At 71.2% G+C, this 26570-nt stretch carries 28 protein-coding genes and 1 pseudogene; 19 read left to right on the top strand and 10 right to left on the bottom strand.

What is annotated here, in order from left to right:
• Positions 1–9: 9 nt before the first annotated feature.
• Both REH65_RS03640 and REH65_RS03635 read left to right on the top strand, forming a co-directional pair.
• The gene (locus REH65_RS03640; protein WP_406691272.1) at positions 10–405 is read left to right on the top strand and encodes a Zn-ribbon domain-containing OB-fold protein; all 396 of its coding nucleotides are present in this window, start codon (positions 10–12) and stop codon (positions 403–405) included.
• A 120-nt stretch (positions 406–525) separates the two neighbouring features.
• Positions 526–1479, top strand: coding sequence for a pyridoxal-phosphate dependent enzyme (locus REH65_RS03635; protein WP_406691271.1), 954 nt, complete (start codon positions 526–528; stop codon positions 1477–1479).
• A 36-nt stretch (positions 1480–1515) separates the two neighbouring features.
• On the opposite strand, the gene REH65_RS03630 is transcribed toward REH65_RS03635, so the two are convergent.
• The 3 genes from REH65_RS03630 to REH65_RS03620 all read right to left on the bottom strand — a co-directional run bounded on the left by REH65_RS03630 (position 1516) and on the right by REH65_RS03620 (position 3374).
• Positions 1516–2250, bottom strand: a complete 735-nt coding sequence (locus REH65_RS03630; RefSeq protein ID WP_406691270.1) for an SDR family NAD(P)-dependent oxidoreductase — start codon at positions 2248–2250, stop codon at positions 1516–1518.
• Positions 2251–2317: 67 nt separating this feature from the next.
• Entirely contained in the window at positions 2318–2911 is a 594-nt protein-coding gene (locus tag REH65_RS03625; RefSeq protein ID WP_281458475.1) for an XRE family transcriptional regulator, read from the bottom strand.
• 55 nt (positions 2912–2966) lie between these two features.
• On the bottom strand, positions 2967–3374 hold the full coding sequence (locus tag REH65_RS03620) for a DUF5313 family protein (protein WP_406691269.1): 408 nt from the start codon (positions 3372–3374) through the stop codon (positions 2967–2969).
• 59 nt (positions 3375–3433) lie between these two features.
• Here REH65_RS03620 and REH65_RS03615 point away from each other — a divergent pair, with 59 nt between their 5' ends.
• Positions 3434–3910, top strand: coding sequence for a MarR family winged helix-turn-helix transcriptional regulator (locus REH65_RS03615; RefSeq protein ID WP_406691268.1), 477 nt, complete (start codon positions 3434–3436; stop codon positions 3908–3910).
• Here REH65_RS03615 and REH65_RS03610 read toward each other — a convergent pair.
• Positions 3901–4656 carry an enoyl-CoA hydratase/isomerase family protein gene (locus REH65_RS03610; protein WP_406691267.1) on the bottom strand — a complete coding sequence of 252 codons (756 nt, stop codon included), beginning with the start codon at positions 4654–4656 and terminating at the stop codon, positions 3901–3903. The genes REH65_RS03615 and REH65_RS03610 overlap by 10 nt on opposite strands.
• A 202-nt stretch (positions 4657–4858) precedes the next feature.
• On the opposite strand from REH65_RS03610, the gene REH65_RS03605 reads away from it, so the two are divergent.
• Positions 4859–5059 (top strand): hypothetical protein, encoded by a 201-nt coding sequence (locus REH65_RS03605; protein WP_406691266.1) that lies wholly within the window; start codon positions 4859–4861, stop codon positions 5057–5059.
• Between the two features lie 87 nt (positions 5060–5146).
• Positions 5147–5554: a cold shock domain-containing protein gene (locus tag REH65_RS03600; protein WP_281458538.1), complete on the top strand. Its 408-nt coding sequence runs from the start codon at positions 5147–5149 to the stop codon at positions 5552–5554.
• Between the two features lie 24 nt (positions 5555–5578).
• On the opposite strand, the gene ligD is transcribed toward REH65_RS03600, so the two are convergent.
• Positions 5579–7141, bottom strand: coding sequence for a non-homologous end-joining DNA ligase (gene ligD, locus REH65_RS03595; RefSeq protein WP_406691265.1), 1563 nt, complete (start codon positions 7139–7141; stop codon positions 5579–5581).
• A gap of 123 nt (positions 7142–7264) precedes the next feature.
• Between ligD and REH65_RS03590 the strand changes: the two genes are divergently transcribed.
• From REH65_RS03590 to REH65_RS03540, 11 genes and pseudogenes are all read left to right on the top strand, one after another.
• Positions 7265–7786, top strand: a complete 522-nt coding sequence (locus tag REH65_RS03590) for a VOC family protein (RefSeq protein ID WP_281458469.1) — start codon at positions 7265–7267, stop codon at positions 7784–7786.
• 324 nt (positions 7787–8110) lie between these two features.
• Positions 8111–8644, top strand: a complete 534-nt coding sequence (locus tag REH65_RS03585) for a lipoate--protein ligase family protein (protein WP_406691264.1) — start codon at positions 8111–8113, stop codon at positions 8642–8644.
• Between the two features lie 209 nt (positions 8645–8853).
• A complete protein-coding gene (locus REH65_RS03580; RefSeq protein ID WP_281458467.1) occupies positions 8854–9054 on the top strand; it encodes a heavy-metal-associated domain-containing protein in 201 nt (66 codons plus the stop codon).
• A gap of 28 nt (positions 9055–9082) precedes the next feature.
• Positions 9083–11320, top strand: a complete 2238-nt coding sequence (locus REH65_RS03575) for a heavy metal translocating P-type ATPase (RefSeq protein ID WP_406691263.1) — start codon at positions 9083–9085, stop codon at positions 11318–11320.
• A gap of 73 nt (positions 11321–11393) precedes the next feature.
• On the top strand, positions 11394–11630 hold the full coding sequence (locus REH65_RS03570; protein WP_281458465.1) for a hypothetical protein: 237 nt from the start codon (positions 11394–11396) through the stop codon (positions 11628–11630).
• Positions 11631–11722: 92 nt separating this feature from the next.
• Positions 11723–12142: a CBS domain-containing protein gene (locus REH65_RS03565; protein WP_406691262.1), complete on the top strand. Its 420-nt coding sequence runs from the start codon at positions 11723–11725 to the stop codon at positions 12140–12142.
• 1 nt (position 12143) lies between these two features.
• Positions 12144–12800, top strand: a complete 657-nt coding sequence (locus REH65_RS03560; protein ID WP_406691261.1) for a response regulator — start codon at positions 12144–12146, stop codon at positions 12798–12800.
• A gap of 94 nt (positions 12801–12894) precedes the next feature.
• Positions 12895–16011, top strand: a pseudogene (locus REH65_RS03555) (HAMP domain-containing protein); the annotation flags it as partial.
• Positions 16012–16153: 142 nt separating this feature from the next.
• A complete protein-coding gene (locus REH65_RS03550) occupies positions 16154–17350 on the top strand; it encodes a four-carbon acid sugar kinase family protein (RefSeq protein ID WP_406691260.1) in 1197 nt (398 codons plus the stop codon).
• On the top strand, positions 17347–18339 hold the full coding sequence (gene pdxA, locus REH65_RS03545) for a 4-hydroxythreonine-4-phosphate dehydrogenase PdxA (RefSeq protein ID WP_406691259.1): 993 nt from the start codon (positions 17347–17349) through the stop codon (positions 18337–18339). The genes REH65_RS03550 and pdxA overlap by 4 nt, the downstream gene beginning before the upstream one ends.
• 23 nt (positions 18340–18362) lie before the next feature.
• Positions 18363–19145: a DeoR/GlpR family DNA-binding transcription regulator gene (locus REH65_RS03540; RefSeq protein WP_281458994.1), complete on the top strand. Its 783-nt coding sequence runs from the start codon at positions 18363–18365 to the stop codon at positions 19143–19145.
• Between the two features lie 157 nt (positions 19146–19302).
• Here REH65_RS03540 and REH65_RS03535 read toward each other — a convergent pair whose 3' ends face one another.
• Positions 19303–20247, bottom strand: coding sequence for a GlxA family transcriptional regulator (locus REH65_RS03535; protein WP_406691258.1), 945 nt, complete (start codon positions 20245–20247; stop codon positions 19303–19305).
• A gap of 165 nt (positions 20248–20412) precedes the next feature.
• Here REH65_RS03535 and REH65_RS03530 point away from each other — a divergent pair, with 165 nt between their 5' ends.
• Positions 20413–21075 carry a DJ-1/PfpI family protein gene (locus REH65_RS03530; protein WP_406691257.1) on the top strand — a complete coding sequence of 221 codons (663 nt, stop codon included), beginning with the start codon at positions 20413–20415 and terminating at the stop codon, positions 21073–21075.
• Entirely contained in the window at positions 21072–21368 is a 297-nt protein-coding gene (locus REH65_RS03525) for a hypothetical protein (protein WP_406691256.1), read from the top strand. Before REH65_RS03530 ends, REH65_RS03525 begins: the two co-directional genes overlap by 4 nt.
• 40 nt (positions 21369–21408) lie before the next feature.
• On the opposite strand, the gene REH65_RS03520 is transcribed toward REH65_RS03525, so the two are convergent.
• The 4 genes from REH65_RS03520 to REH65_RS03505 all read right to left on the bottom strand — a co-directional run bounded on the left by REH65_RS03520 (position 21409) and on the right by REH65_RS03505 (position 24617).
• Positions 21409–21804 carry a thioesterase family protein gene (locus REH65_RS03520; protein ID WP_406691255.1) on the bottom strand — a complete coding sequence of 132 codons (396 nt, stop codon included), beginning with the start codon at positions 21802–21804 and terminating at the stop codon, positions 21409–21411.
• Positions 21801–22760, bottom strand: coding sequence for a 3-hydroxyacyl-CoA dehydrogenase NAD-binding domain-containing protein (locus REH65_RS03515; RefSeq protein ID WP_406691254.1), 960 nt, complete (start codon positions 22758–22760; stop codon positions 21801–21803). Before REH65_RS03515 ends, REH65_RS03520 begins: the two co-directional genes overlap by 4 nt.
• A 1-nt stretch (position 22761) precedes the next feature.
• Positions 22762–23649, bottom strand: a complete 888-nt coding sequence (locus tag REH65_RS03510; protein ID WP_281458990.1) for a 3-keto-5-aminohexanoate cleavage protein — start codon at positions 23647–23649, stop codon at positions 22762–22764.
• A gap of 107 nt (positions 23650–23756) precedes the next feature.
• Positions 23757–24617, bottom strand: a complete 861-nt coding sequence (locus REH65_RS03505; protein WP_406691253.1) for a TetR family transcriptional regulator C-terminal domain-containing protein — start codon at positions 24615–24617, stop codon at positions 23757–23759.
• A gap of 182 nt (positions 24618–24799) precedes the next feature.
• Here REH65_RS03505 and REH65_RS03500 point away from each other — a divergent pair, with 182 nt between their 5' ends.
• Entirely contained in the window at positions 24800–26524 is a 1725-nt protein-coding gene (locus REH65_RS03500) for a BCCT family transporter (RefSeq protein ID WP_406693072.1), read from the top strand.
• The last annotated feature ends 46 nt before the right edge of the window (positions 26525–26570 follow it).

The following is a 26570-nucleotide window of genomic DNA, read 5'->3' as shown; positions in this document are numbered from 1 at the left end:
GAGGCCCCGATGGCTCTCGTCCCGGTCACCAGAGACCGCGCCAGCGCGGCGTTCTTCGACGGAACCCGCCGCGGTGAGCTGCTCCTGCCGCGCCGCCGCGACACCGGCGAGCACCTCAGCCCGCACACCCCGATCTCCCCGGACGACGACGTCGAGCAGGTCCCCGCGGCCGGGACCGGCCGGGTGGTGTCCTGGACGGTGGTGCACCACAAGCTCCCCGACGGCGGCGCGTTCCGCCTCGTCGTCGGCATCGTCGAACTCGACGAAGGACCGTGGTGGTGGACCCGTCTCGCCGAGGTCGACCCGGACTCCGACCTCACCGGCCTGCGCGTCCGCGTCGCCTTCGAACCCTCCGGCCCGGACCCCGACCACGAGGTCGTCCCGTACTTCGTGCCGGAGGAGTAGCCCTCGTCCGGTGGCCGCGTTCATCCACAGTGGACCAACGTCGTCACCGGACGGCGCTCGCGCGTGGCGCTGCGCGAGTGACTACCGTGCTCCTGGAACGGAGCTCTCGGGAGGCGTGTGGTGATCGGGATCGGGGACGTCGAGGCCGCTGCGGAGGCCGTGGCGGGGTACGTGGTGCGGACTCCGACGGTGAGCAGTCCGGGGTTGTCGGAGCTGCTCGGGGTGCCGGTGACGGCGAAGCTGGAGCTGCTGCAGCGGACCGGGTCGTTCAAGGCGCGCGGGGCGGTGGCCAAGCTGCTGTCGCTGACCGAGGCGGAGCGGGCGGCCGGGGTGGTGGCCGTCAGCGGCGGCAACCACGGCATCGCGCTGGCCGTGATGGCCGGGGCGCTGGACGTCAAGGCGACCGTGGTGATGCCGGAATCGGCGCCGCGGCGGGCCGTGGAGGTGGCCGAGTCCGCCGGGGCGACCGTGCGGTTGTGCCCGGACATGGCGGGCGCTTTCGCGCTCACCGAACAGCTGCGGGCCGAGGGCTCCACGCTGGTCCACCCCTTCGACGACCCGGTGGTCATCGCCGCGCAGGGCACCGTCGGGCTCGAATTCGCCGAGGACGCGGGGGAGTTCACCGACGTGCTGGTGAGCATCGGTGGCGGCGGCCTGATCTCGGGCGTGGCCACCGCGCTGCGCGCGAAGCGGCCGGGCGTGCGGATCTGGGGCGTGGAGACCGAAGGCGCCGAAGCGATGTCGCGGGCGCTGGCGGCGGGCGGCCCGGTGCCGGTCGAGCTGTCGTCGATCGTGTCGACGCTGAGCGCGCCCGCCGTGTCCCAGCTGACCTACGACACCGCGCGCGAGCTCGTCGACGACGTGCTGGTGGTGCCCGACGCCGAAGCCGTGCGCGGCGTCCTGGACCTGGCGGGGCACGCGAAGCTGTGGGCCGAGCCGGCGGCCGGCTGCCTGCTCCCGGCCGCCCGGCGGATCATCGCCGAGCACGACGACGTCGCGCTCGGCCTGGTCGTGTGCGGCGGCAACGCCACCCCGCACGACGTCATGGCCTGGGCCCAGCGCTTCGGGGGCTGAGGAACCCGGCGGGGAAGACCCAACCCCCGAAGGCGGTCACTCGGAGCGGTTGATCACGCGCGCCGAGGTCTGGTCGCGCGCCAGCAGCAGGATCTGGTCGACGTTGACGTGCGGCGGCCGCGTCGCCACCCACGACACGGTCTCGGCGACGTCCTCCGCGGTCAGCGGGTTCGTCCCCTCGTAGACCGCGTCGGCCTTGTCCTGGTCGCCGCGGAACCGGACGAGGCTGAAGTCGGTCTGCACCAGGCCCGGGTCGATCTCGCATACCCGGATCGGCCGGCCGAACATCTCCAGCCGCAGCACCCGGGACAGCGCCGCGACCGCGTGCTTGGCGGCGTTGTAGCCGCCGCCGGTGGCGTAGGGCTCGCGGCCCGCGACCGAGCCGATGTTGATGACCTGGCCGTCACCGGACTCCAGCAGCTTCGGCAGCAGCGCGCGGGTCACCCGCAGGGTGCCCATCACGTTGGTCTCGTACATCCACTGCCAGTCCTCGTCCTTGGCCTCCAGGATGGTCTCCGCGCCGACGGCCCCGCCGGCGTTGTTGACCAGCAGGTGGCAGCGGTCGATCGCACCGGTGAACGCGTCCACCGAGGTCTGGTCGGTGACGTCGAGCTCCAGCGCCCGGCCGCCGCAGGCCTCGGCCACCTCCTTCAACCGGTCCAGGCGGCGCGCACCGAGCACGACCTCGAAACCGGCTCCGGCCAGCGCCTTGGCGCTCGCGGCACCGATCCCGGTGCTCGCCCCGGTGACCACCGCTACTGGCTTGCTCATCGAAGAAACCTCCTCGTACCTCGCGCGTCGGCCCCAACCTAACGCGCCGGGGCGCGGCAGGGCGTGATCACCGCTCGGGGGCGTCCTTGGGCTTGGCGCGGAGGTGCGCCCGTTCGCCCTGCTTGCCGAACAGGCTCAGGAATTCCACGGTCTGGTCGTCGGCAGGGCCGAACCAGTGCGGGACGCGGGTGTCGAACTCGGCGGCCTCGCCGGGGGAGAGCACCAGGTCGTGCTCGCCGAGGATCATCCGCAACCGTCCGTTGAGGACGTAGAGCCACTCGTAGCCCTCGTGGGTCTGCGGATCGGGTTCGCCGCGCCGCACCGTCGCCGGGATGATCAGCTTGTAGGCCTGGATGCCGCCCGCGCGTCGGGTCAGCGGCAGCATCGTCATGCCACCGCGCGAGATCGGGCGGAGGTGAACCCGGGGATCGCCGGTCGGCGGGGCGTCGACGAGCTCGTCGAGCGTGACGCCGTGCGCCTTGGCCAGCGGCAGCAGCAGTTCCAGGGTGGGTTTGCGGGAACCGGATTCGAGCCGCGAGAGCGTGCTCACCGAGATGCCGGTGGCCTCCGACAGGTCGGACAGCGTGGTCTCCCGCTGCTTGCGCAGCGCCCGCAACCGCGGTCCGACGGCTTCCAGCGCGTTCCCGAATTCCCCGTCCACCCGTCCAGCTTGCCACTGCGGCAAGCTGGATTGCCACCGGTCTCACCCGGAGCGATCAGTCCTGGTTGCGGTAGATCTCGTCGTAGCGGGAGGCCCGCTGCGCCCGCGCTTCGGCGTGGGCGGCCTCGCGGGTCGCCCTGCCGGTGCCGATCGGGTAGCCGTGTTTGTGCAGCCGGTACTCGCAGGTGTGCTCCATGTACGACAGCGAGTACCACAGGGCCAGGATCACGCCGCCGAGCACGGCCATGCCCCGGATCCACAGCGGCCCCGGCAGCAGCAGGAACAGCAGGCCGGGGGAGATCTGGACCAGGCTGCGCGCGGTGTGCCGCAGCACCCAGGTCCGGCAGGTGACGTCGTGCAGCACCCACTCGCGGTACCGGGAGGGCAGGCGTCCGCCGAAGGCGTACCAGATCCACCGCAGCGGGTCCGGGCGTTTCGGGCGCGGGTCAGGCTGTTGGCTCACACCCCAATACTTAGCACACTAACTGTTAGCGTGTTCCAGCACGTGGGTAAGATGACGCCGTGCAGACTCCCGACCTGGGCGAGGACCCGCTCGCTCTCGACCGCCAGGTGTGCTTCGCGCTGTCGGTCGCCTCCCGCAACGTCATCTCGCTCTACCGGCCGCTGCTCGCGCCGATGAACCTCACGCACCCGCAGTACCTGGTGATGCTGGCGCTGTGGGAGAGCTCCCCGCGCTCGGTCACCGACCTCTGCGAGGCGCTGCACGCCGACGCCGCTACCTTGTCCCCGCTGCTCAAGCGGCTGGAGGCGGTGGGCTACGTGGTGCGCACCCGCAGCCGCAGCGACGAGCGCCGGTTGGAGGTCGCGCTCACCGACGAGGGCGCCCGGCTGCGCGCGGAGGCGGAGAAGATCCCATACCAGATCGTCGAGACGCTGGGCGTGGAGCTCTCCGCGCTGGAGGAGCTGCACGGCTCGCTGACCACCATCATCGCGGCCAGCCGACGCGCCCTCGACGCGCGCGGCAGCGGTCAGGCGTAGGGGAAGACCGCGGGCCGGCGTTCGAGGAACGCGGTGACGCCCTCGGCCGTCTCCCCGGTCTCGGTGGCCACGTCCTGCCAGTGCGCGGCCCGCTCGGTCAGCGACTCGCCCCGCGCGGCGAGGTCGACCAGCTCCTTGGCCGCGCGCACGCTCAGCTGCGACCGGCCCGCGATGGTCGCGGCCAGCGCGGCGACCCGCGCCACCGGATCGGCCACGACCTCGTCGACCAGCCGAATCCCCAGCGCGCGCCCGGAGTCGAAGAAGTCCGCCGAGAACAGCAGCAGCTTGGCCGCCGCGGGGCCGACCAGCTCGGTCAGCCGCTCGATGCTCGACGACGGGTAGACCACGCCGAGCTTGGCCGGGGTGATGCCGAACATCGCCGGTTCGGCGGCGATCCGCAGGTCGCAGGCCGCCGCCAGCTGGCAGCCGCCGCCGATGCACAGACCGTTGATCAGCGCGATCGTCGGCAGCGGGCAGTCCAGCAGGGCCCGCTCGGCGGGCTCGGTCGCACTGCCCCCGGGGCCCTCGATCTCGTGCAGCTCGGAGATGTCGGCTCCGGCGCAGAAGGCGTCCCCGGCCCCGGTGAGCACGACGACGCGCACCGCCGGGTCGGCGGTGATCTCGGCGAGCAGTTCCGGCAGCCTGCGCCACATGGCCGCGTTCATCGCGTTGCGCTTGCCCGGGTTGTCGATCGTGATCCGGGCCACGTTCTGATCGACTTCCAGCCCCAGCCGACCCTCGCTCATGCCGCCTCCACGCCCCGTCGCACCTGCTGCCCGGCGGATCGTAACCGCAGATCGGGAACGGTGACCCGCAGTGGTGTCCGGGCTAACGATCACCGCGCGCCTCACCTGATCGGGTTTCGGGTCTAGCCTTGCCCGGTCGTGCGAGAAACGCGAACACCCTTGAGGATTTGAGTGGTGTTCATGCGGAAGGGTGGCAACCAGGATGGATGAGGAGACCCGCAGCCGGCTCGCGGAGATCCGCTCGCTGGCGGAGGAGCTGTACCCGGAGACGATCGAGGCCGAGATCGGCCGAGCCCGGGTGGAGGCCTACCAGGCGGGGATCAAGTTCGCCGCTGACTTCATCGAGCACGGCCCCAAGGAACGCAGCAGGCCCAACACCGACATCCCGATGCCGCGCCGCTGAGCCGCCGTTGGACACCGTTGGTCGCCTGCTCGTGACCGGAGGTAGAGTGCTCGCGCTGCGGTGCGGGGTGAAGGCGGGGTGCGGCAGATGGTCACCGGCAAGGTCATCAGGTTCGACGAGGTGCGCGGCTACGGGTTCGTGGCCCCGGACGTGGGCGGCGAGGACGTCTTCATCCACGTCAACGACCTGACCTTCGACAAGCGCCTGATCGCACCTGGCGTGGTCGTCGAGTTCGACCTGGAGGACAGCGACCGCGGCCCGAAGGCCTCCCACGTGAGCATCGTCCGGGAAGCGCCCGCCGCCGCGGCCGAGCGCGGGCCCGACGAGCCGCCGCCGGGAGAGGAGCTCTTCGACGTGCTGTCGGCCAAGGAGTTCCACGAGACGATCACCGAGGCGCTGCTGGCCGCCGCGCCGACGATGACCGCCGAGCAGATCCTGCAGGTCCGCCAGAAGCTCACCCAGGTCGCCGTGAGGCACGGCTGGGTCGACGCGTAGTAGCCGCGCCGCAGGCGGTTCCGGTCAGACCGGTGGTAGCGGCTGGCGGTGGTCGAGCAGTTCGGCGAACGGGTCGCCGCGTTCGGCGACGCGCTCGCCGACGGTGCGCAGCGTCCAGCGGTCCGGCGTCAGGTCCGGGTCGTCGAGCTCGTCCCACTCCAGCGGGACCGACACCGGCGCGCCCGGTCGCGGGCGGGCGCTGTAGGGCGCGACGAGGGTCTTGCTGAGGACGTTCTGGGTGTAGTCGAGCCGGGCCAGCCCGTGCCGCTCCGACTTGCTCCACGCCCAGCTGACCAGTTCCGGCACGGTGTTGCCGACGGCGCGCGAGACCTTCTCCACCCACTCGCGGGTCTCGGAGTAGCTGTAGCGCGGTTCGATCGGCACCCAGATCTGGATCCCGCGCTGTCCGGTGACCTTCGGCTTGGCCAGCACCCCCAGGTGCTCCATCGCCGCGCGATGCAACCGGGCCAGCGTCAGCACGTCGTCGAAGCTCGTGCGCTCGCCGGGGTCGATGTCGAACAGCGCCCAGCTCGGGTGCTCCACGTCGTCGATCGGCGAGGTCCACGGGTGCAGCTCCAGCGCGGCGTAGTTGGCCAGCCAGGCCAGGGCGGCGGGGCTGTCGGGCACGATGTAGCGCTGCACGTCACCGGGATCGGCGCCGGGGTAGGCCCAGGTCCGCAGCCAGTCCGGCGCGTGGCTCGGCGCCTCCTTGTGCCAGAAGCCCGGTGAGTCCACGCCGCGCGGGAAGCGGTGGCTGTTGAGCGCCCGGTCGGCCAGGTACGGCAGCATCACCGGCGCGATCCGCGCGTGGTAGGCGATCAGCTCGCGCTTGGTGATCGGCTCTTCCCCGTCCCGGCCGGGGAAGAGCACCTTGTCGAGGTTGGTCAGCGCGATCCGCTCGCCCTGCAGCGTCCAGGTCCCCTTCGACCCCAGCGCCGCGAGCTCGGCGAGCTCGTCGTCGGTCGGCGGCTGCCACGACGGGCGGAGGCGGATCTCGGCCTGATCGGCCGGGAGGTCGCTCCGCCACATCGCCTCCGGGGCGGCCGCGACCTGCTCGTTGGTGCGGCCGCTCTTCACCGAGACCAGGTGCTCCTCGGGGTCCCAGCCCGGTTCGGCGTGCTCGTCGCGCTTGTGCAGCAGCAGCCACTGCGTCTCGCCGCGCCGCACGAGCACGAAGTGCCCGCGCAGCTTCTCGCCGTGCAGCTCGAAGTGCAGCGTGCCCGCCTCCAGCGCCGCGGCCGGGTCGTCCTCGCCCGGCGTCCAGGTGCCGCGATCCCACACGATCACGTCGCCGCCGCCGTACTCGCCGGCCGGGATGGTGCCCTCGAAGTCGGCGTACTCCAGCGGGTGGTCCTCGACCCGCACCGCCATCCGCCGCACCGCCGGGTCCAGCGTCGGGCCCTTGGGCACCGCCCAGCTCAGCAGCGCGCCGTCGTGCTCCAGGCGCAGGTCGTAGTGCCTGCGGCGGGCGCGGTGGCGCTGCACGACGAACCGGTCACCGGTGCCCGTGGTCTCGCCGCCGCGCGGTTCGGCGGTGCGCTCGAAGTCGCGCATGCGCCGGTAGGTCGCCAACCGACCCTCGTCCATCGGTTCAGCGTGCCACGCCCGGGCGCAGGTCACATCGTTGTGCTCAGCGGAAGGTCTCGGTCCGACTGATCATCGTGCCGTCCGAGTGGCCTAGAATTGGTTGAAAACGAAAGGAGTCGGAACATGCCGCAGCCGCAAGGAGCCGAGCTGGAGGCCGTCCGGGCTCGTCGCAACGAGCTCCGCGACCGCTACCTGAAGCCGAGCGCGCAGCGTCCGGCCCCGACTGTAGGGGGCTTCCACCACGTCGCGCTGATCTGCAAGGACGTCGAGGAGACCATCCGCTTCTACCAGGAGTTGCTGGGCTTCCCGCTGGTGGAGCTGGTGGAGAACCGGGACTACGCCGGTTCCAGCCACTTCTTCTTCGACGTCGGCAACCGCAACCTGCTGGGGTTCTTCGACTTCCCCGGCCACGACCACCCGCCGTTCGAGGAGACCATCGGGGCGGTGCAGCACATCGCCCTGGCCACCGACGCCGAGAACTTCGCCGCCGCGCGCGAGCGCCTCGACGAGGCCGGAGTGGAGTACATCGGTCCCGATCGCGGGATCGACGACAGCCTCTACATCCGCGACCCCAACGGCATCGGCCTGGAGTTCTACCGCGAGGAGCTCGCCGTCTTCAACGGCACCCCGCTCCTGGACGACTGAGGCCGCGCACTGCGGTCCGGGGCCGGATTTCGACGGGAGCCGGGCCCCGGTCCGCTCGAGATCCCGTCCCCGGGGAAGGGATTTGCCCTGCGTAGACTGCGCGCGTGGAGTTGTTGCGCGGGGCTTTGGGCGTGGGCGAGGACCAGGCGATGGAGGTCGCCACCGCGCACGCGATGCTGCGGCGGATCAGCGCCGGTGAGACCGGGCCGGTGCTGCGGGTCTACCGGCCGGAGGCGCGGGTGGTGGCCTTCGGCAGGCGCGACAGCCTGCTCCCCGGGTTCCCCGACGCCGTCGCCGCCGCACGCGACGCCGGGGTTCGCCCCCGTGCTGCGCGCACCCGGCGGGCGCGCCGTCGCCTACACCGAGAACTCCCTGGTCGTCGACCACGCCGGCCCCGACCCGGGCCGCCTGGCCGGCCTGGAGGAGCGGTTCGTCGGCTACGCCGAGCTGTGGTCCGAGGTGCTGGCCGCGCACGGGGTGGCCGCCCAGGTCGGGGCCGTCCCGGGGGAGTACTGCCCCGGCGCGCACAGCGTCAACGCGCGCGGCCGCGTGAAGCTCGTCGGCACCGCGCAGCGGATGGTGCGCGGTGCGTGGCTGTTCAGCGCGGTGGCGATCCTCGACGACGCCGACGTGCTGCGCCCGCTGCTCACCGAGATCTACCGGGCCCTGGACCTGCCCTTCGACGACGACTCGGTCGGTTCGATCGCCGACGAGTCGCCGGGCGTCTCCGCGGCCGATTTCGAGGACACCGTGCTGGCCGCCTACGACGGCCGATTCGGCCTGACCCCGGCGACGCCGCCCGAGGAGCTGGTCACCCGCGCCAAGGCGCTGGTCGCCGATCACCGCGTCACGGCGTGACCGGCGGCGCCGTGCGGGGCGACCAGGTCGGCCCGGCCTGAGTCCACGGTGGAGCCGGGAAGTTCCCATCTCCAATGCTGGTGGGGTTACCCCTCGGGGGTATTACGATGAGGGTGTGTCGTGCTTGCAGTGGTACCCCCAGGGGGTATAGTTTCGGGGTGTCGGCGCGCGATGCCGACGACAACCCGAGAGCGAGAGGGATGGCCCCGATGAGCGAGACGACCTACCACGTGACCGGAATGACCTGCCAGCACTGCGTGGCGTCGGTGACCGAGGAGGTCGGTGCCGTCGACGGCGTGACCGACGTGCGGGTCGACCTGCCCACCGGTGCCGTCACCGTCGTCGGCAGCGCCGAGGAGGCCGCCGTGCGCGCGGCCGTCGAAGAGGCCGGCTACGAGCTGGCCTCCTGATCGGATCGAGCGCGGGAGAGGACCTGGCATGACCACCGTCGAGCACTCCGCGGGCCGCACCGTCGAGCTGGCGATCACCGGCATGACCTGCGCGTCGTGCGCCAACCGCATCGAGCGCAAGCTCAACAAGGTCGAGGGCGTCACCGCCAGCGTCAACTACGCGACGGAGAAGGCGCAGGTCGCCGCCCCCGACGACCTCGACCCGCAGCGGCTGGTCGAGGTCGTCGAGGCCGCCGGGTACGGGGCCGCGCTGCCCGCCGCCGAACCCGCCGACGCCGAGGAGGCCGAACCAGCCGACGCGCTGCGGCAGCGGCTGCTCGGTTCGCTGGCGCTGTCGGTGCCGGTCGTGCTGCTGGCGATGGTGCCGGTGCTGCAGTTCACCTACTGGCAGTGGATCTCGCTGGTGCTGGCCGCGCCGGTGGTCGTGTGGGGCGGCTGGCCGCTGCACCGCGCGGCGTGGGTGAACCTGCGCCACGGCGCGGCGACGATGGACACCCTGGTGTCGATGGGCACGCTGGCGGCCTTCGCCTGGTCGCTGTACGCGCTGCTGCTCGGCCACGCCGGCATGCCCGGCATGACCCACCCGTTCACCTTCACCATCGAACGCGGCGACGCCACGAACTCCATCTACCTGGAGGTCGCGGCCGCCGTCACCACGTTCGTGCTGGCCGGGCGCTACTTCGAGGCCCGCGCCAAGCGACGCGCCGGGGCCGCGCTGCGCGCCCTGCTGGAGCTGGGCGCCAAGGACGTGGCGGTGCTGCGCGACGGTGCCGAGGTCCGCATCCCCACAGCTCAGCTGGCGGTCGGGGACCGGTTCGTGGTGCGTCCCGGCGAGAAGATCGCCACCGACGGCGTCGTGGAGGAAGGCGGCTCGGCCGTCGACGCCTCGATGCTCACCGGCGAGTCCGTACCGGTCGAGGTCGGCCCGGGTGATGCCGTGGTCGGCGCGACGGTCAACGCCGGGGGCCGGCTGGTCGTGCGCGCCACGCAGGTCGGATCCGGCACCCAGCTCGCGCAGATGGCGCGGATGGTGGAGGAGGCCCAGACCGGCAAGGCGCAGATCCAGCGGCTCGCCGACCGGGTCTCGGCCGTGTTCGTGCCCATCGTCATCGGCCTGGCGCTGCTGACCCTGCTCGGCTGGCTGATCGCCGGTCAGCCCACCACGGCCGCCTTCACCGCTGCGGTGGCCGTGCTCATCATCGCCTGCCCGTGCGCGATGGGCCTGGCCACGCCGACCGCGCTGCTGGTCGGCACCGGGCGCGGCGCCCAGCTGGGCGTGCTCATCAAGGGCCCGCAGGTGCTGGAGTCCACCCGTGGCATCGACACCGTCGTGCTGGACAAGACCGGCACCGTCACCAGCGGGCGGATGCAGCTGGTCGACGTCCGCACCGCCGAGGGCGTCGAGCGCGCCGAGGCGCTGCGGATCGCCGGGGCCGTGGAGCACGCCTCGGAGCACCCGATCGCTCGCGCCATCGCCACCGCCGCCGAGCAGGAGACCGGCGAGCTGCCCGCGGTCGCCGACTTCGCCAACATCGAGGGGCTCGGCGTGCAGGGCGTCGTCGACGGCCGGGCCGTGCTGGCCGGTCGCGCCGCGCTGCTGGACCAGTGGGGCCTGCACCTCGACGGGGAGCCGGCCGAGGCGAAGGCGGCGGCCGAGGCCGCCGGGAAGACGGCGGTCGTGCTGGCCTGGGACGGCGCCGTCCGCGCGGTGCTGGTCGTGGCCGACACCGTGAAACCGACCTCGCAGCAGGCGATCTCGCAGCTCCGCGACCTCGGCCTGACCCCGGTGCTGCTCACCGGCGACAACGCGGCCGTGGCCGACGCGGTGGCCGCGCAGGTCGGCATCGACGAGGTCATCGCCGAGGTGATGCCCGCCGACAAGGTCGAGGTCGTCAAGCGGTTGCAGGGCGAGGGCAAGTCGGTGGCGATGGTCGGCGACGGCGTCAACGACGCCGCGGCCCTGGCCCAGGCCGACCTCGGCCTGTCGATGGGCACCGGCACCGACATCGCCATCGAAGCCGGCGACCTCACCCTGGTCCGCGGCGACCTGCTCGCCGCGGTCGACGCGATCCGGCTGGCACGGCGCACGTTGACCACGATCCGCGGCAACATGTTCTGGGCGCTGGCCTACAACGTCGCCGCCCTGCCGCTGGCCGCGGCCGGGCTGCTCAACCCGATGATCGCCGGTGCGGCGATGGCGTTCAGCTCGCTGTTCGTCGTCGGCAACAGCCTCCGCCTCCGCCGCTTCCGCAGCACCGCGCAGTAGTGGCGAGCGCCCGTTCGGTTCCGGGCGGGCGCTCGCACTGGCCCGGGTTGACCGGCTGCGGTCCAATGGGGGTATGGCTGAGTTGAGCACTGCGACCCTGCAACCGGGGCAGACCGAGTCCAACGACCAGGGCGAGCGGGTCGGCCGGTCCACCGGCGGGCACCTCGTGCAGATGCGCCGCCGGGTCTCCGACCGCGGTTTCGCGGTCACCGTCGACGCCGAACCGCGCGCCGAGATCCCCACCGAAGTCCTCACCCACGAGTGGTCGGCGGCCAACAGCGCCTTCGACCGCCTCATGCGCGAGTACTGACGCGGACACCGCTTCAGCGGCCCCTCGCCGGGGTTTCGCGCCGACCGGCCCCGGGTAGTGCGGAAGGACCCACTCCCGAGGAGGGCCGAATCATGACGACCGCACGCGACATCATGCACTCCGGTGCTGAATGCATCGGTGAGAACGACACGCTGCTCACCGCCGCGCGGATGATGCGGGACCTCGACGTCGGGTCGCTGCCGATCTGCGGGGACGACGACCGGCTGTACGGCATCATCACGGACCGCGACATCGTGCTGCGCTGCTGCGCCGAGGGCCGCGATCCCGCGCAGGTCAGAGCGAGCGAGATGGCTCAGGGCACGCCACACTGGATCGACGCGCGATCCGACGTCGGCGAGGTGCTCGCCTCGATGGAGGAGCACAGGATCCGGCGGATGCCGGTGATCTCGGATCACCGCCTCGTGGGCATGATCAGCGAGGCGGATCTGGCCCAGCACCTCGACGGCGACCAGCTCGCGCACTTCGTGGAGACCATCTGCGCCGGGAAGTGAGATGAGCACACGGGTGTTCGTGGTCGACGACCACGACGTGATCAGGCGCGGCATCGCCGCGCTCGTCGGCGCCGAGACCGACCTGGAGCTGGTCGGCGAGGCTGGCAGCGTGGCCGAGGCACTGGCCTGGGTCCCGAAGATCCGCCCCGACGTGACGGTGCTCGACGTGCGGTTGCCCGACGGCAACGGCGTCGAGCTGTGCCGGGAACTGCGCTCGCAGCTGCCGGAGCTGCGCTGCTTGATGCTGACCTCCTTCGACGACCACGAAGCGCTGATGGACGCGATCATGGCCGGGGCCAGCGGTTTCGTGCTCAAGGGCGTGGTCAGCGAGGAGCTCGTGAGCGCGCTGCGCAAGGTCGGCGCGGGCGAATCGCTGCTGAGCCCGCAGCGCACCGAGGCGATGCTGTCCTGGCTGCGCAAGGAGCAGGAGAAGGCCGATCCGCTGCGGGAGCTCACCGCCCGCGAGCGCCAGGTGCTCGAACTCATCGGTGAGGGCATGACCAACCGCGAGATCGCCGACCGGATGGTGCTGGCCGAGAAGACCATCAAGAACTACGTCTCGCAGATGTTGGCGAAGCTCGCGATGAGGCACCGCAGCGAGGCGGCGGTGCTGGCCACCGAGCTCCGGCTCGACCGCGATTCCCGCAACAAGCGCTGAGCGCGAAGGGACCCTGATGCCACCACAGCCGGAGCGGTCCGACGCCGAGCAGGCATTGGACCGGTTGCTGCCCGCGCTGCGGGAACTGCGCGACGGCAACTTCCGCCGCCGCCTGGTCGTCACCGGCGGCGGCGCCGCCGCCGAGGCCGCCGCGATCTACAACGAGGTCGCCGAGCGCAACCAGCGGCTTGCCGGTGAGCTGCAGCGGGTGGGGGAGTCGGTGGCGCGCGGGCAGCTGCCGGTCGCCCCGGTCTCCCTGGACGGCCCGGTCGAGGGCGGTTGGGCGCTGTCGGCCGACTCGGTGAACTTCATGGCGGACAACCTCACCAGCCAGGTCCGCGACATCGCCCAGGTCGCCACCGCCGTGGCCGCCGGGGACCTGACGCAGAAGATCGACGTGGACGCCCAGGGCGAGATCCTTCAGCTGAAGAACACGATCAACACGATGGTGGATCAGCTCTCGGCGTTCGCCGCCGAGGTGACGCGGGTGGCGCGGGAGGTCGGCACCGAGGGCAAGCTCGGCGGCCAGGCGCGGGTGTACGGCGTGGCGGGGATCTGGAAGGACCTCACCGACAACGTCAACATCATGGCCGACAACCTCACCAATCAGGTCCGCAGCATCGCGCAGGTGACCACCTCGGTCGCCAAGGGCGACCTGTCGAAGAAGATCGACGTCAACGCGCGCGGTGAGATCCTGGAGCTCAAGACCACGATCAACACGATGGTGGATCAGCTCTCGGCGTTCGCCGCCGAGGTGACGCGGGTGGCGCGGGAGGTCGGCACCGAGGGCAAGCTCGGCGGGCAGGCCGAGGTCGCCGACGTCTCCGGCACGTGGCAGCGGCTGACCGAGAGCGTCAACCGGCTCGCCGGCAACCTCACCACGCAGGTCCGGGCCATCGCCCAGGTCGCCACCGCGGTCACCGAGGGCGACCTGACCAGGCAGATCACCGTGGACGCCTCCGGTGAGGTCGCCGAGCTCAAGGACAACATCAACGCGATGATCAGCAACCTGAAGGAGACGACCCGGGCCAACCAGGAGCAGGACTGGCTCAAGACCAACCTCGCCCGGGTCTCGGCGCTGATGCAGGGGCAGCACGACCTCGACGCGCTCGCGCAGCTGATCATGTCCGAGCTGGCGCCGCTGGTGGCGGCCCAGCAAGGGGCGTTCTACCTGACGCGCACCGGCGACGACGGCCGCCGCTACCTGGAGCACACCGCCGGGTACGGCTGCCCGCCCGACAGCGATTCGCCGCAGCGGTTCGCCTTCGGCGAATCGCTGGTCGGGCAGGCGGCCGTGGACCGCCGGTCGATCCTCGTCGACGACGCGCCGCCGGACTACATCCGGATCGGGTCCGGGCTCGGCGAGAGCGCGCCGGCGCAGGTGGCGATCGTGCCGGTGCTGTTCGAGGGATCGGTCCTCGGCGTGCTCGAACTCGCCGGGATACACCCGTTCGGCGCGGCGCACCTGGACCTGCTGGACCGGCTCAAGGAGTCGATCGGTGTCGAGGTCAACACCATCGTGGTCAACAGCCGGACCGAGGCGCTGCTGGCCGAGTCCCAGCACCTGGCCAGCGAGCTGCAGGCCCGTTCCGAGCAGCTCCAGCACCAGCAGGACGAGCTGCAGCGCTCCAACACCGAGCTGGAGGAGAAGGCCACGCTGCTGGCCAGCCGCAACAACGACATCGAGCTCAAGAACATCGAGATCGAGCAGGCCCGCCAGGAGCTGGAGGAACGAGCCCGGCAGCTGTCGGACGCCTCCGCCTACAAGTCGGAGTTCCTGGCCAACATGTCCCACGAGCTGCGCACACCGCTCAACAGCGTGCTGATCCTGGCCAAGCTGCTGGCCGACAACATGGACGGCAACCTCACCCCGCAGCAGGTGGACCTGGCCCGGACCGTGCATCAGGCGGGCTCCGACCTGCTCCAGCTGATCAACGACGTGCTCGACCTGTCCAAGGTGGAGGCGGGGCAGATGCACCTGCTGCCGGAGGACGTCGAGATCGGCGAGGTGTCGCGGAGCCTGGACTCGATGTACCGGCCGGTGGCCGCCGAGAAGGGCCTGGACTTCAAGATCGTGGTCTCGCCGTCGTTGCCGCCGAGCGTGCGCACCGACCGCAGCCGGCTCGAGCAGATCGTGCGCAACCTGCTGTCCAACGCGGTGAAGTTCACCGATCGCGGCAGCGTCGAGCTGCGCATCCGGCCCGCCCAGCCCACCGAGGTCACCAGCGGCTCCCTGCGGCGCGCCCGCCAGCGCGTGGTGTTCTCGGTGCGCGACACCGGGATCGGCATCCCGGCCGACAAGCTGTCGCTGATCTTCGAGGCGTTCCAGCAGGTCGACGGCACCACCGTGCGCAAGTACGGCGGCACCGGGCTCGGCCTGTCGATCAGTCGCGAGCTCACCGACCTGCTCGGCGGCGAGCTGCAGGTGCGCAGCGAACCCGGGCAGGGCAGCACGTTCAGCCTCTACCTGCCGACCGAGCCGATCGAGGAAGCTCCCGGGCGAGGTCCGGCACCGGCCGAGGTCGAAGGGGCCGACACCGAGCCGGTGGACGCGGGAACGGTGGACGCGGAAACGGTCGACGCGCAAACGGTCGACGCGGAAACGGTCGACGCGGAACCGGTTGACGCGGAACCGGTTGACGCCGGACGGGTCGAGCCCCCGCCGCTGCCACGCGTTCCCACCGATGCCGAGACCAGCTTCGACGTCTCGGCCGAGGGCATCGATCCGCCGCTGCGCTCGACCGAGCTGATCAACCAGGACACCCAGCCGCACCTGCAGCGCTCCGCCCAGCCCGCCCAGCGCGGGTCGCTGCAGTTCCACTCCGAGAAGGTGCTGGTCGTCGACGACGACGAGCGCAGCGTGCAGGCCATGAAGGTGCTGCTGGAGCAGCACGGCCTGCAGGTCGTGCAGGCCGACAGCGCTCTGTCCGCGCTGACCGAGCTGCGCAAGCACGCCGACGTCGTGATCGTGCTGATGGACGTGATGATGCCGCAGCTGGACGGGAACGAGACCATCCGCATGATCCGGGAGATGCCGCGCTACCGGGATCTGACGATCATCGCCGTCACCGCCAAGGCGATGAAGGGCGATCGCGAGCAGAGCATCTCCGCCGGGGCCACCGAGTACCTCACCAAACCGGTCGACGCCGACCGCCTGCTCGACCTGCTCTCCGAACACCTACCTGCGGGAATGGGCGCCGAAGCGGACTGAACTCCGGGGCGCGCAGCATGTTGCGCACTGCGCACTCACTGGAGAGGACTATTGCGCGGTTCGCGCAGTGATCTCTATGGTTGGACCAAGCCCGACGGGGGGTGCTCGTTGGGTGTTCCGGCGAGCAGAAGAGCAGGTGATCATGGGATCGCGAGTCCTGGTCGTAGCCGATGACCTCAGCGGTGCCGGTGATTCCGGAGTTCCCTTCGCATTGCGCGAAATGCGCACTCTGCTGGCGTTGGACGACACCGGCGACGCCGAAGTGTTCGTGGCCGACACCGACAGCAGGCACATCGAACCCGATCTCGCCGCCAAGCGCGTGCACGAGGCCCTCGACGGGCACGCGCAGGGGCGGGTGGTCTTCAAGAAGATCGACTCCACGCTGCGCGGCAACGTCGCCTCCGAGGTCGGCGCGATCGTCGAGCACGCCGGGGGAGCGGGGGTGCTGCTGTGCCCGGCCTCGCCGGCGACCGGCCGCACCGTGCTCGGCGGAGTGGTGCACATAAACGGAATCCCCTTGCACCACACGGGTTTGTGGAAGAACGAACCCGGAGAATCGCCGGTGGACATCGCGTCCGCGCTCGACGGGCTGAAAGTCCGCCACGTGGCGCTGGCTTCGGTGCGCGGCAGGCCCGCGCAGCTGCGCGAACGCGTCGCCCAGCTGCTCACCGAGGCCGAAGTGGTGATCTGCGACGCGGTGTCCGAGAGCGACCTGCGCGCCGTGGTCACCGCGGGCGCCGCGGCCGAGAACCCGCCGCACTGGGTCGGTGCCAACGGGCTGGCCGACGCGCTGGCCGAACTGCTGCGGCCGGGCTACGACATCGAACCTCCGCCGCCGGTCGACGGGCCGGTGCTGGCCGTGGTCGGCAGCGCCAACTGGGCTTCCCGCCAGCAGGCCGATCACCTCGCCGAGCGCTTCGGGCACACCCGGCGGCTCTCGGCGCGCACCCTCGTCGAGGCCGATCCGGCCGCGCTCGTGCGGCTGGCCGACCAGATCAACGACGCGCTGTGCGGCGGCGACGTGCTGGTCACCGTCGAAGGGCCGGTGGAGGCCGGGCACGCGCGCCGGCTCACCGCCAGCCTGGCCGAGGTCTGCGCCCCGGCCGCGCAGAAGGCCGGACTGCTGGTGCTCACCGGCGGCGAGACCGCGCGGGCCGTGCTGACCCGGCGCGGCGTCAGCGGTCTGCGACTGCTCAACGAGCTCGAACCCGGCGTGGTGCTGGGCCGCACCATCGAGAAGCAGCCCGGCTACGTCATCACCAAGGCCGGTGCGTTCGGCGCGCCGGACACCCTGCACCGCGCGGTCTCCGCGGTGCGCTGCGGAAGGGCCGTCGCGTGACCCTTCCCGCCATCGCCGTCACGATGGGCGACGCCACCGGTGTCGGGCCCGAGGTGGTCGTGCGCGCTCTCGCCGAACCCGAGCTGCGCGGCCTGGCCCGGCCGGTGGTGATCGGCGACGCGGCGCGGCTGGCCCGCGCCGCCGAGATCTGCGGCGTCGACGTGCGGATCAAACCGGTCGCCGAGCCCGCCGAGGCTTCCGGCGACCCGGGCGTGATCGACGTGCTCGACGTCGGCGGCATCCCGCCGGACCTGCCCTTCGGCGAGCGGTCGGAGATCGCGGGGGAGGGCGCCTACCGGTACGTGGCCCGGGCGGCGGAGCTGGCGCTGTCCGGGCAGGTGCAGGCGATCTGCACAGCCCCGCTGAACAAGGCGGCGCTGCACGCCGCCGGGCACCGCTATCCCGGGCACACCGAACTGCTCGCCGAGCTGTGCGGGGTCCCGGAGGTGTCGATGATGCTGTCCACCGGTCAGGTGCGGGTCATCCACGTGACCACGCACATCGGGCTCGTCGACGCCATCGAGCGGATCGATCCCGGCCTGGTCGAGCGCACCGTGCGGCGCGGACACCGGACGATGGTCGACGCCGGGATCGCCGCGCCGCGCATCGCGGTGTGCGGGATCAACCCGCACGCCGGGGAGAACGGCCTGTTCGGGCGCGGCGAGGAGGAGTCGAAGATCGACCCGGCGTTGGAGATCTGCCGCGCCGACGGCATCGACGCGCAGGGCCCGCTGCCCGCCGACACGGTGTTCTTCCGGGCCGGGCGAGGCGATTTCGACCTGGTCGTGGCGATGTACCACGACCAGGGCCACGGCCCGGTGAAGATCCTCGGCCTGGAAGCCGGGGTGAACATCACGGTGGGCCTGCCGGTCATCCGGACCTCGGTCGACCACGGCACGGCCTTCGACATCGCCGGCACCGGCCGGGCCGAGGCGGGCAGCATGATCGAGGCGCTGCGCCAGGCGTCGGCACTGGCCGGAAAGCCTTGATCCGGTTCTGGGAGGATCGCGGCGTGAGCGCGGAAGTCGAAGGACGCCTCTCGGCAGGGCAGCGCCGGGCGTTGATAGAGCGGTTGGTGACCGAGCAGGGCGCGGTCCAGGTCGAGGAGCTGGCGGCGTCGCTGGCCGTCACGCCCTCGACGATCCGGCGCGACCTGCAGCTGCTGACCGACCAGGGCAAGCTCGCGCGCACCTACGGCGGGGCGATGCCCGCCAGCAGCGCCGAGCCCTCGCTGGGGCAGCGCTCCGCGCTGGCCTCGGCGGAGAAGGACCGCATCGCCGAGTGGGCGGCCGGGCAGGTCTCCATCGGGGACACGGTGATCCTCGACGCGGGGACCACGACCGGCAAGCTCGCCCACCACCTGCGCGACCGCTCCGGGCTGACGGTGGTCACCAACAGCGTCATGGCGCTGACCGAGCTGGTCGACGCCGATCCGGTGCAGGTGGTGTCGCTGGCCGGGGAGCTGCGGCACATCAGCCAGGGCTTCGTCGGTCCGCTGGCGGAGCTGACGCTGTCGCGGCTGACCGCCGACAAGGCGTTCCTCGGCGCCGACGGGCTGGACTCCCGGTACGGCATCTGCGAGGCGAGCCTGCTGCAGACCCGCCTCAAGGAGCAGATGATCGCCCAGTCCCGCGAGGTCTTCATCCTCGCCGACAGCAGCAAGCTCGGCGCCATGCCGTTCAACGCCTGGGCCCCGCTGCCGTCGCGCTGGACGCTGGTCACCGACACCAACGCGGGCGAAACCGACCTCGCCCCGTTCCGCTGCCTCCCCGAGGTCACCATCATCACCGTCTGACCCCACCCCCAGGTGCAACACCGGCTGATCCGGGCGCACCGGTGGTGATCGTGGTGGGCAGGGGACGGTTCTTCCTCGAATCACCCATGATCAATGTCCGGTATGTCCGGACAGTTCTCACTAGAACTGTCCACTGCCCTGCGCTCTTCCGCGCTGCTCAGCCGCCGTTGCGGAAGGTGGTTCTGTAGGTGCGGGGGTTGACCCCGGCGAGGCGGCGGAAGTGGGTTCGGAAGGTGTTGGGGCTGGCGAAACCGACGCGGTCGGAGATGGTTTCCACCGCGTGATCGGTGGTTTCGAGGAGCTCCTGGGCGTGGCGGACCCGGACTCGGGTGAGCCATTCGACCGGGCTCTGGCCGGTTTCGGCGTGGAAGCGCCGGTGCAGGCTGCGGGTGCTCATCCGGCCCGCGGTGGCCAGGTCGGCGAGGGTGAGGGGTTCGTGGGCGTGCTCCTCGATCCAGCCCAGCAGCGGTTCGAGCGTCGCGGGCGCCAGGTCCGGTGGGTTGTGGACGATGAACTGGGCTTGGCCGCCGTCGCGGTGCAGCGGGGCCACCGCCAGGCGTGCGGCGTCGGCGGCGACGGCGGTGCCGTGATCGCGGCGGATCATGTGCAGGCACAGGTCGAGTCCGGCTGAGGCGCCCGCCGAGGTCAGGACCGGGCCGTCGTCGACGTAGAGGACCTGCGGATCGACGTCGACCCGCGGGTACCGCTGCGCCAGGAGGTCCGAGGCGGCCCAGTGCGTGGTGGCGGGGCGGCCGTCGAGCAGTCCCGCTTCGGCGAGGGTGAAGGCGCCGACGCAGATCGAGGCGACCCGCGTCCCGGCCGCCGCCGCGACGCGCAGGGATTCCAGCGCGTCCGGCGGCGTCGGCACGGTGATGTCGTGGCGCCCGGGCACGACGATCGTGTCCGCGCGGGCGAGCTCGTCGAGACCGTGATCGGTGGCGATGCGGATCGGGCCGGCATCCAGCAGCGGCTCGGTGCCGCACACGACGACGCGGTAGGCGGCGCGCCCGTCGGGCATCCTGGCCCGGCGGAACACCTCCATCGGCGTGGCCAGATCGAAGGCGATCGTGTCCGGCAGCGCGAGCGCGGCGACGGTGTGCATGAGCCGACTGTAGCCACGACATCCCAGTTCACGGTCCTGCCGCAGGACGGTGGCGAGATCCGGGTGAAGGTTGGCGTTCAGACGGTGGTGGGCGCGGTCGAGCCCACCCGACGATGGTGCCGACCCCGGCGAGAGCGCCGGAACGAGCCCGAGGAGCCCCCGCTGATGCCCCTGTCCGACCAGATCGTGCTGTTCGACGGGTTCGACCCGCTCGACGCGATCGCGCCGTTCGAGGTCCTCGCCGCTGGCGGCGACGAGGCCGGCGACGGCCCGCACATCGAGTTCGTCTCCGCCGAAGGACCCCGGCGAGTCGTGTCGGGAACCCGCGGCATGGCCCTGGAAGCCACCGCCGCGCTCGACCCGGACCTGCCCGGATTCGTCGTCGTGCCGGGCGCTTCCGGCCCGATCGACGGCGACCCCGACGACGGCGTGGACACGATTCCCGTGCTGCTCAACAGGTTCAGCACCAGCGCGGCCGCCCCGCTGCTCGCCCGCGCGCTGGCCAACCCGGAGGTGACCGTGGCGACCGTGTGCGGCGGGTCGCTGGCGCTGGCCATGGCCGGACTCCTCGAAGGCCGCCACGCGGTCACGCACGCGCTCGGCATGGACCTGCTCGACGCCACCGGGGTCCATGCCGTGCACGCCCGCGTCGTCGACGACGGTGACCTCGTCTCGTCCGGCTCGGTGACCTCCGGGCTGGACCTCGGCCTGCACCTGCTGCGACGCCGGTACGGCTCGCACGTCGCCCACGCCGTCGAAGAGCTCTTCGCCCACGAGCGCCGCGGAACCCCGTGGCTGTCTCCGAACGCCGAACGGGAGCACGCATGATCACCGGGACCTGGGACGTCGAGCTCAAGACGCCGATCGGCACGCTCGCCGCGACCTACGAGTTCACCGGAACCGCGGACGGTTTCACCGGAACCGCCACGTCCCGGGACGAAACCGTCCCGCTCGTGGACGTCGTCGTCGACGGGCAGCGCGTCACCTGGCGGCAGTCGGTGACCCGGCCGCTGCGCCTGAACCTCGACTTCGACGTCATCGTCACCGGCGACGAGCTCACCGGTCACTCCCGCGCGGGGCGCCTGCCCCGCACGGCGGTCACCGGAACCCGGCGGGCCTGAAGTGGTGCGCCCGGTGCCGAGAACGACACCGGGCGCACCCTCAGCCGTCCAGCTGCGCGGCGATGTGGTCGGGGAAGGGCACCGAACGCCCCTGCGCGCTGTCGACGTGCAGGGCGACGATCTCCTCGGTGGCGACCACGGTGCCGTCCACGATCATCTCGTGGGCGATCCGCAGCTTCTTCGCGCCGCGCTCGACGATGCTGGTCCGCACCAGCATCTCCGCGTCCGGACCGACCTCGCGCAGGTACTTGACGTGCGCCTCGACGGTGTAGAGCGAACACCCGGACCCGGTGCGGTAGGCCTCGTCCATCCCGGTGCGCTCCATGAGCGCGTCGGTGGCGAAGCCGAACACCAGCACGTAGTAGGCCTCGCTGAGGTGGCCGTTGTAGTCGATCCACTCCGGCCGGACCTTCTGCCGGAACTCGCCTCCGCTCATCGCGTCCCCCGGACCTGCTGCATCGCGCGCATGACGGCGATGACCGCCTGGTCCCGCTCGGCGACGAGCTCCGGGATGGGCCGGCCGCCGGACGCCTCCTCGCAGCCGTCGACCATGCGGTCGCGCAGCTCCCCGGTCAGTTCCGGTGCCTCCAGGCGGGTCCACGGCGCCTTCAGCGACGGGCCGAAGTGGTCGAGCATGTGCGCCATGCCGCCCTCACCACCGGCGAGGTGGAAGGTCAGGCACGGGCCGAACAGCGGCCAGCGCAGCCCCGGTCCCTCGGTGATGGAGGCGTCGATCTGCTCCACCGTCGCTTCGCCGTTGGCGACCATGTGCAGCGCCTCGCGCCAGATCGCCTCCTGGAGCCGGTTGGCGATGAACCCGGGGACCTCGCGGTCCATCGTGATCACCGACTTGCCCGCGACCTCGAAGAACTCCGAGGCCCAGCGCACCGCCCAGTCTTCGGTGCTCTCGCCGCCGACGACCTCGACCAGCGGGATGAGGTAGGGCGGGTTGAACGGGTGGCCGACGACCAGGCGCTGCGGGGTGGGGCAGCGGTCCTGCATCTCGGTCATGGTGAAGCCCGAGGTGGACGAGCTGATCACCACACCGGCCGGGGTGGCGGCGTCGATCCGGGCGAGCAGGTCGCGCTTGAGGTCCAGGTCCTCGGGAGCGCTCTCCTGCACGAACTCCGCTCCGGCGACGGCGTTCTCGAGGGTGTCGACGACGGTCAGGTTGTCGCGGGACGCGCCCTCGGCGAGACCCAGCTCGGTCAGCGCGGGCCAGGCGAGCTCGACCAGCCGGTGCAGCTTCTCGGCGGCGTCGTCGGCCGGGTCCCAGGCGGTGACCCGGTAGCCGCGCGCCAGGAAGTGCGCGACCCAGCCGCCGCCGATGACACCGGCGCCGATGCAGGCGACGTGGCCGACCTCGGCCGGAGCGATCGTGGACTCGGTCATGTCAGGACCTCCGCTTCAGGCCGAGCTTCTCGCGCGCCTGGTCCGGCGTGGCGACGTTGGCGCCCAGCGCTTCGACGATCGTCACCGCGCGCTCCACCAGCTGGGCGTTGGTGGCCTTCACGCCGCGGCTGAGGTAGAGGTTGTCCTCCAGCCCGACCCGGACCTGGCCGCCGAGGATCGCCGACTGCGCGACCCAGGGCATCTGGTTGCGGCCGATGGCGAAGCTGGCCCAGTTCGCGCCCTCCGGCAGCATGTTCACCATCGCCTGCAGCACGCCCGGGTCGACGGGTGCGCCGTAGGGGATGCCCATGCACAGCTGGAACAGCGGCGGGGCGTCGATGAGGCCTTCCTCGATCATCTTCGTGGCGAACCACAGCTGACCGGTGTCGAAGATCTCCAGCTCCGGCTTCACGCCCAGCTCCTGGATGCGCTTGGCACCGGCGCGCAGCATGTCGGGGGTGGAGATGTAGAGCTGGCTGCCCTCGCCGAAGTTCAGCGAACCGCAGTCCATCGTGCAGATGTCCGGCAGCAGCTCCTCGACGTGCGGCAGCCGCTCCAGGCCGTTGACCAGGTCGGTCCCGTCGACCGGCTTGAGCGGGTCGTCGGGGTCGATGAACAGGTCGCCGCCCATGCCCGCGGTGAGGTTGATGACGACGTCCACACCGGACTCGCGGATCCGCCGCACCGTCTCCCGGTACAGCGCGACGTCGCGAGAACCCTTGCCGTCGTCGATGTTCCGCACGTGGATGTGCACGACGGCCGCCCCGGCGTTGGCGGCTTCCACGGCCGAGCGGGCGATCTGCTCCGGGGTCACCGGCACGTGCTCGCTCTTGCCGACCGTGTCACCGGCGCCGGTGAGCGCCGCGGTGATGATCACTTCGTTGTTCAACGCGATTCCTTTCTCGAACCACCGGGTTTTCCAGGGGTTTTCCGGGCAGCGCGCAGCGCGCCGGACACGGGCGTGCCGACGACTGCGGGAATTCGGGTGATTGCGGGTCAGTGCTGGACGATGTCGCGGTTGACGTAGTCGTGCAGGACCTGGCGCATGCGCTCGACGGAGCGGCCGGGTCGGTCGGTGAGGACCTGGATGCCGAGGCCGTCGATGAGCGCGGTCAGCGACAGGGCGAGGTCCTCGGGGTCGGCGTCGGCGACGAACACGCCCTGCTGCTGGCCCTCGCGGATGGTGCGGGCGATGGTGTCGTGCCAGCGGGTGTAGGAATCCGAGTGCAGCACACCCATCTTCGGGTTGCGGGCGCTCTCGTTCCACACCTGCAACCAGATGGACCACTCCAGCCGCAGCAGCCCGGGTTTGGGCAGCTGGAGCTCGACGAGCCGCAGCAGGCGGTCGTGGGCGTCGTCGATGCTGTGCAGCTCGGCGACCTGCCGGTCGAAGGCCTGGCGAACCGAGTGCCGGAGCGCTTCGGTGAGCAGGTCGTCGCGACCGGGGAAGTGGTAGTGGATGGTGGCCGCGCTGACCCCGCACTCCTGGGCGACGTCGGAGACGCGCACGGAGTGGTACCCGCGTTCGGCGATGAGGTGCCAGGCGGCGTCGAGGATCTGCTGGTGCCGTCCGGCTTCCCGCGCGTCGGGGGTGCGGGAGAGCACGGCGGAGCGCTGCGGAACGGCGGCGACCGTTTCGGCCTCGTCGCTGCCGTTGATCAGCCAGTTGACCGTGACGTTGCCGGTCTCGGCGATGCGGGTGAGCTCGGCGGGGGTGAACCGCCGGGTGCCGGCCAGGGACTTGGACAGCTTGGTGGCGTCCAGGCCGATCTGCTCGGCGAACGCCCGCTGGCTGCCCGGGTGCCCTCGCAGCACCTCGCGCACTCGGTCGCGCAGCGCCGACTCCGTGTCCTCCACGACTCACACGCTAACAGCGCATTGCGACTATCGCAACGGTCGGGGTTTCATCGCAACGCTGCGTCGGCGCCGCGACCGCTGGTTGCGGAACGAAGAAAAGCCAATTACCTGCGAATATGCGCATTGGGTCTTGACGATCGGTGAGGGCGGCTTCAAGGTGTACGCCATTGCGCAACTGACTCATCAGTAGAATCGCAACGCAATCGGCTCCGCTGCCCGTCCGCGGGCGACGCCGCGGACCGCTTCCGGCGCGGACGCCGACGAGACGCTGCACGGCCGGTGCGAGCCGGCCCCGACACTGTGGAGGTGCTTCCGTCATCCCTGCGACAGGCGGAGAAGTTCGGATCGACAGACGGATCTTCGGTTTCTCGGTGCTGCTCGTGGCCCTCATCTGCGTTCCGGTGATGATCGCCCCGGAACGCGGTCAGCAGGCCCTCGACGCGCTGCTCGGCGTGCTCACCGGGAAGTTCGGATGGGTGTATCTCTGGTTCGCCGCCGCGGTCGCGGCCTTCCTCGGGTGGCTGGCGTTCAGCCGCTACGGCCGGGTGAAGTTCGGCGGACGCGACGACAAGCCAGAGTTCGCCACGCACAGCTGGCTGGCCATGATCTTCACCTCCGGCATCGGCGGCGGGATCATCTACTGGGGCGTCATCGAGTGGTCCTACTACTACGTCGAACCGCCGATGCACATCCAGCCCCGCAGCACCGAGGCCGCCGACTGGGCCGCGGCCTACCCGCTGTTCCACTGGGGTTTCACCGCGTGGGGCCTGTTCTGCTTACCGGCGCTGGCCCTGGCCTACGTCTACCACGTGCGCAAGCAGCGCACCCTGCGGCTCAGCGACGCCTGCCGCGGGGTCATCGGTGACCGGGCCGACGGCTGGCTGGGCCGGCTCATCGACGTGCTGTTCATCTTCGGCCTGATCGGTGCCGCGGGAACATCGCTGGGCCTGGAGGTCCCGCTGGTGTCCGAGGGCATCGCCGCGATGACCCCGCTGGAGAAGGGCACGCCGCTCGACATCGGCATCGTCGTGGTGTGGACGGCGCTGTTCGGGGTGAGCGTGTTCCTGGGCATGCAGAAGGGCCTCAAGCGCCTCGCCGACGTCAACGTGTGGCTGGCGCTCGTGCTCGGCGTGTTCATCCTGGTCGTGGGCCCGACGGTGTTCCTCATCGACACGTTCACCCAGAGCTTCGGCATCCTGCTGCAGAACTTCGTCGAGATGAGCTTCTACACCGACCCGGTGGGCCGGTCGGGCTTCGAGGAGACCTGGACGATCTTCTACTGGGGCTGGTGGATCGCCTACGCCCCGTTCGTCGGCCTGTTCACCGCGAAGATCTCCAAGGGTCGCACGGTCCGCGGGATGATCGGCGCGATGTGCCTGGCCGGCAGCGCCGGGTGCTGGCTGGCGTTCATGCTGCTGGGCAACACGTCGTTGTGGATGGAGATCAACAAGATCGTCCCGGTGGCCGACATCGTGCAGGGCCAGGGCGACACGGCCGGCATCATCGCCACCCTCGCCCACCTGCCCTTCGGCTCCTTCGCGGTGGTGGCGTTCCTGCTGCTGATGGTGGTCTTCCTGGCGACGACCCTGGACTCCTCGGCCTACACGATGGCCGCCACGGCGTCGAAGGACCTGCCTCAGGACGCCGAACCGGCCCGCTGGCACCGCGTCTTCTGGGCGATCGTCCTCGCCGCGGTCTCGGTGATCCTGATGTACACCGGCGGCCTGGAAGCCCTGCAAACCCTGTCCATCATCACGGCCTTCCCGCTCATCTTCGTCCTCGTCCTCGTCGCCATCTCCCTCGCGAGATGGCTCCGGGAGGACTTCGGCACCAACGACCTCCAACCCCCGCTGGTGGCCGACCAGCAGCTCGAAGAGGGAACCGAGAAGGAACCCGTGACGACCTGACCCCATCCCGCCGAATCGGGGCCGACTCCTTCGCGGAGTCGGCCCC

The organism is Saccharopolyspora sp. ID03-671 (assembly GCF_045278815.1).
Lineage (GTDB): Bacteria > Actinomycetota > Actinomycetes > Mycobacteriales > Pseudonocardiaceae > Saccharopolyspora > Saccharopolyspora ipomoeae.
The sequence above is the reverse complement of the archived record's forward strand: the minus strand, read 5'-3'. Positions and strand labels throughout refer to the sequence as shown.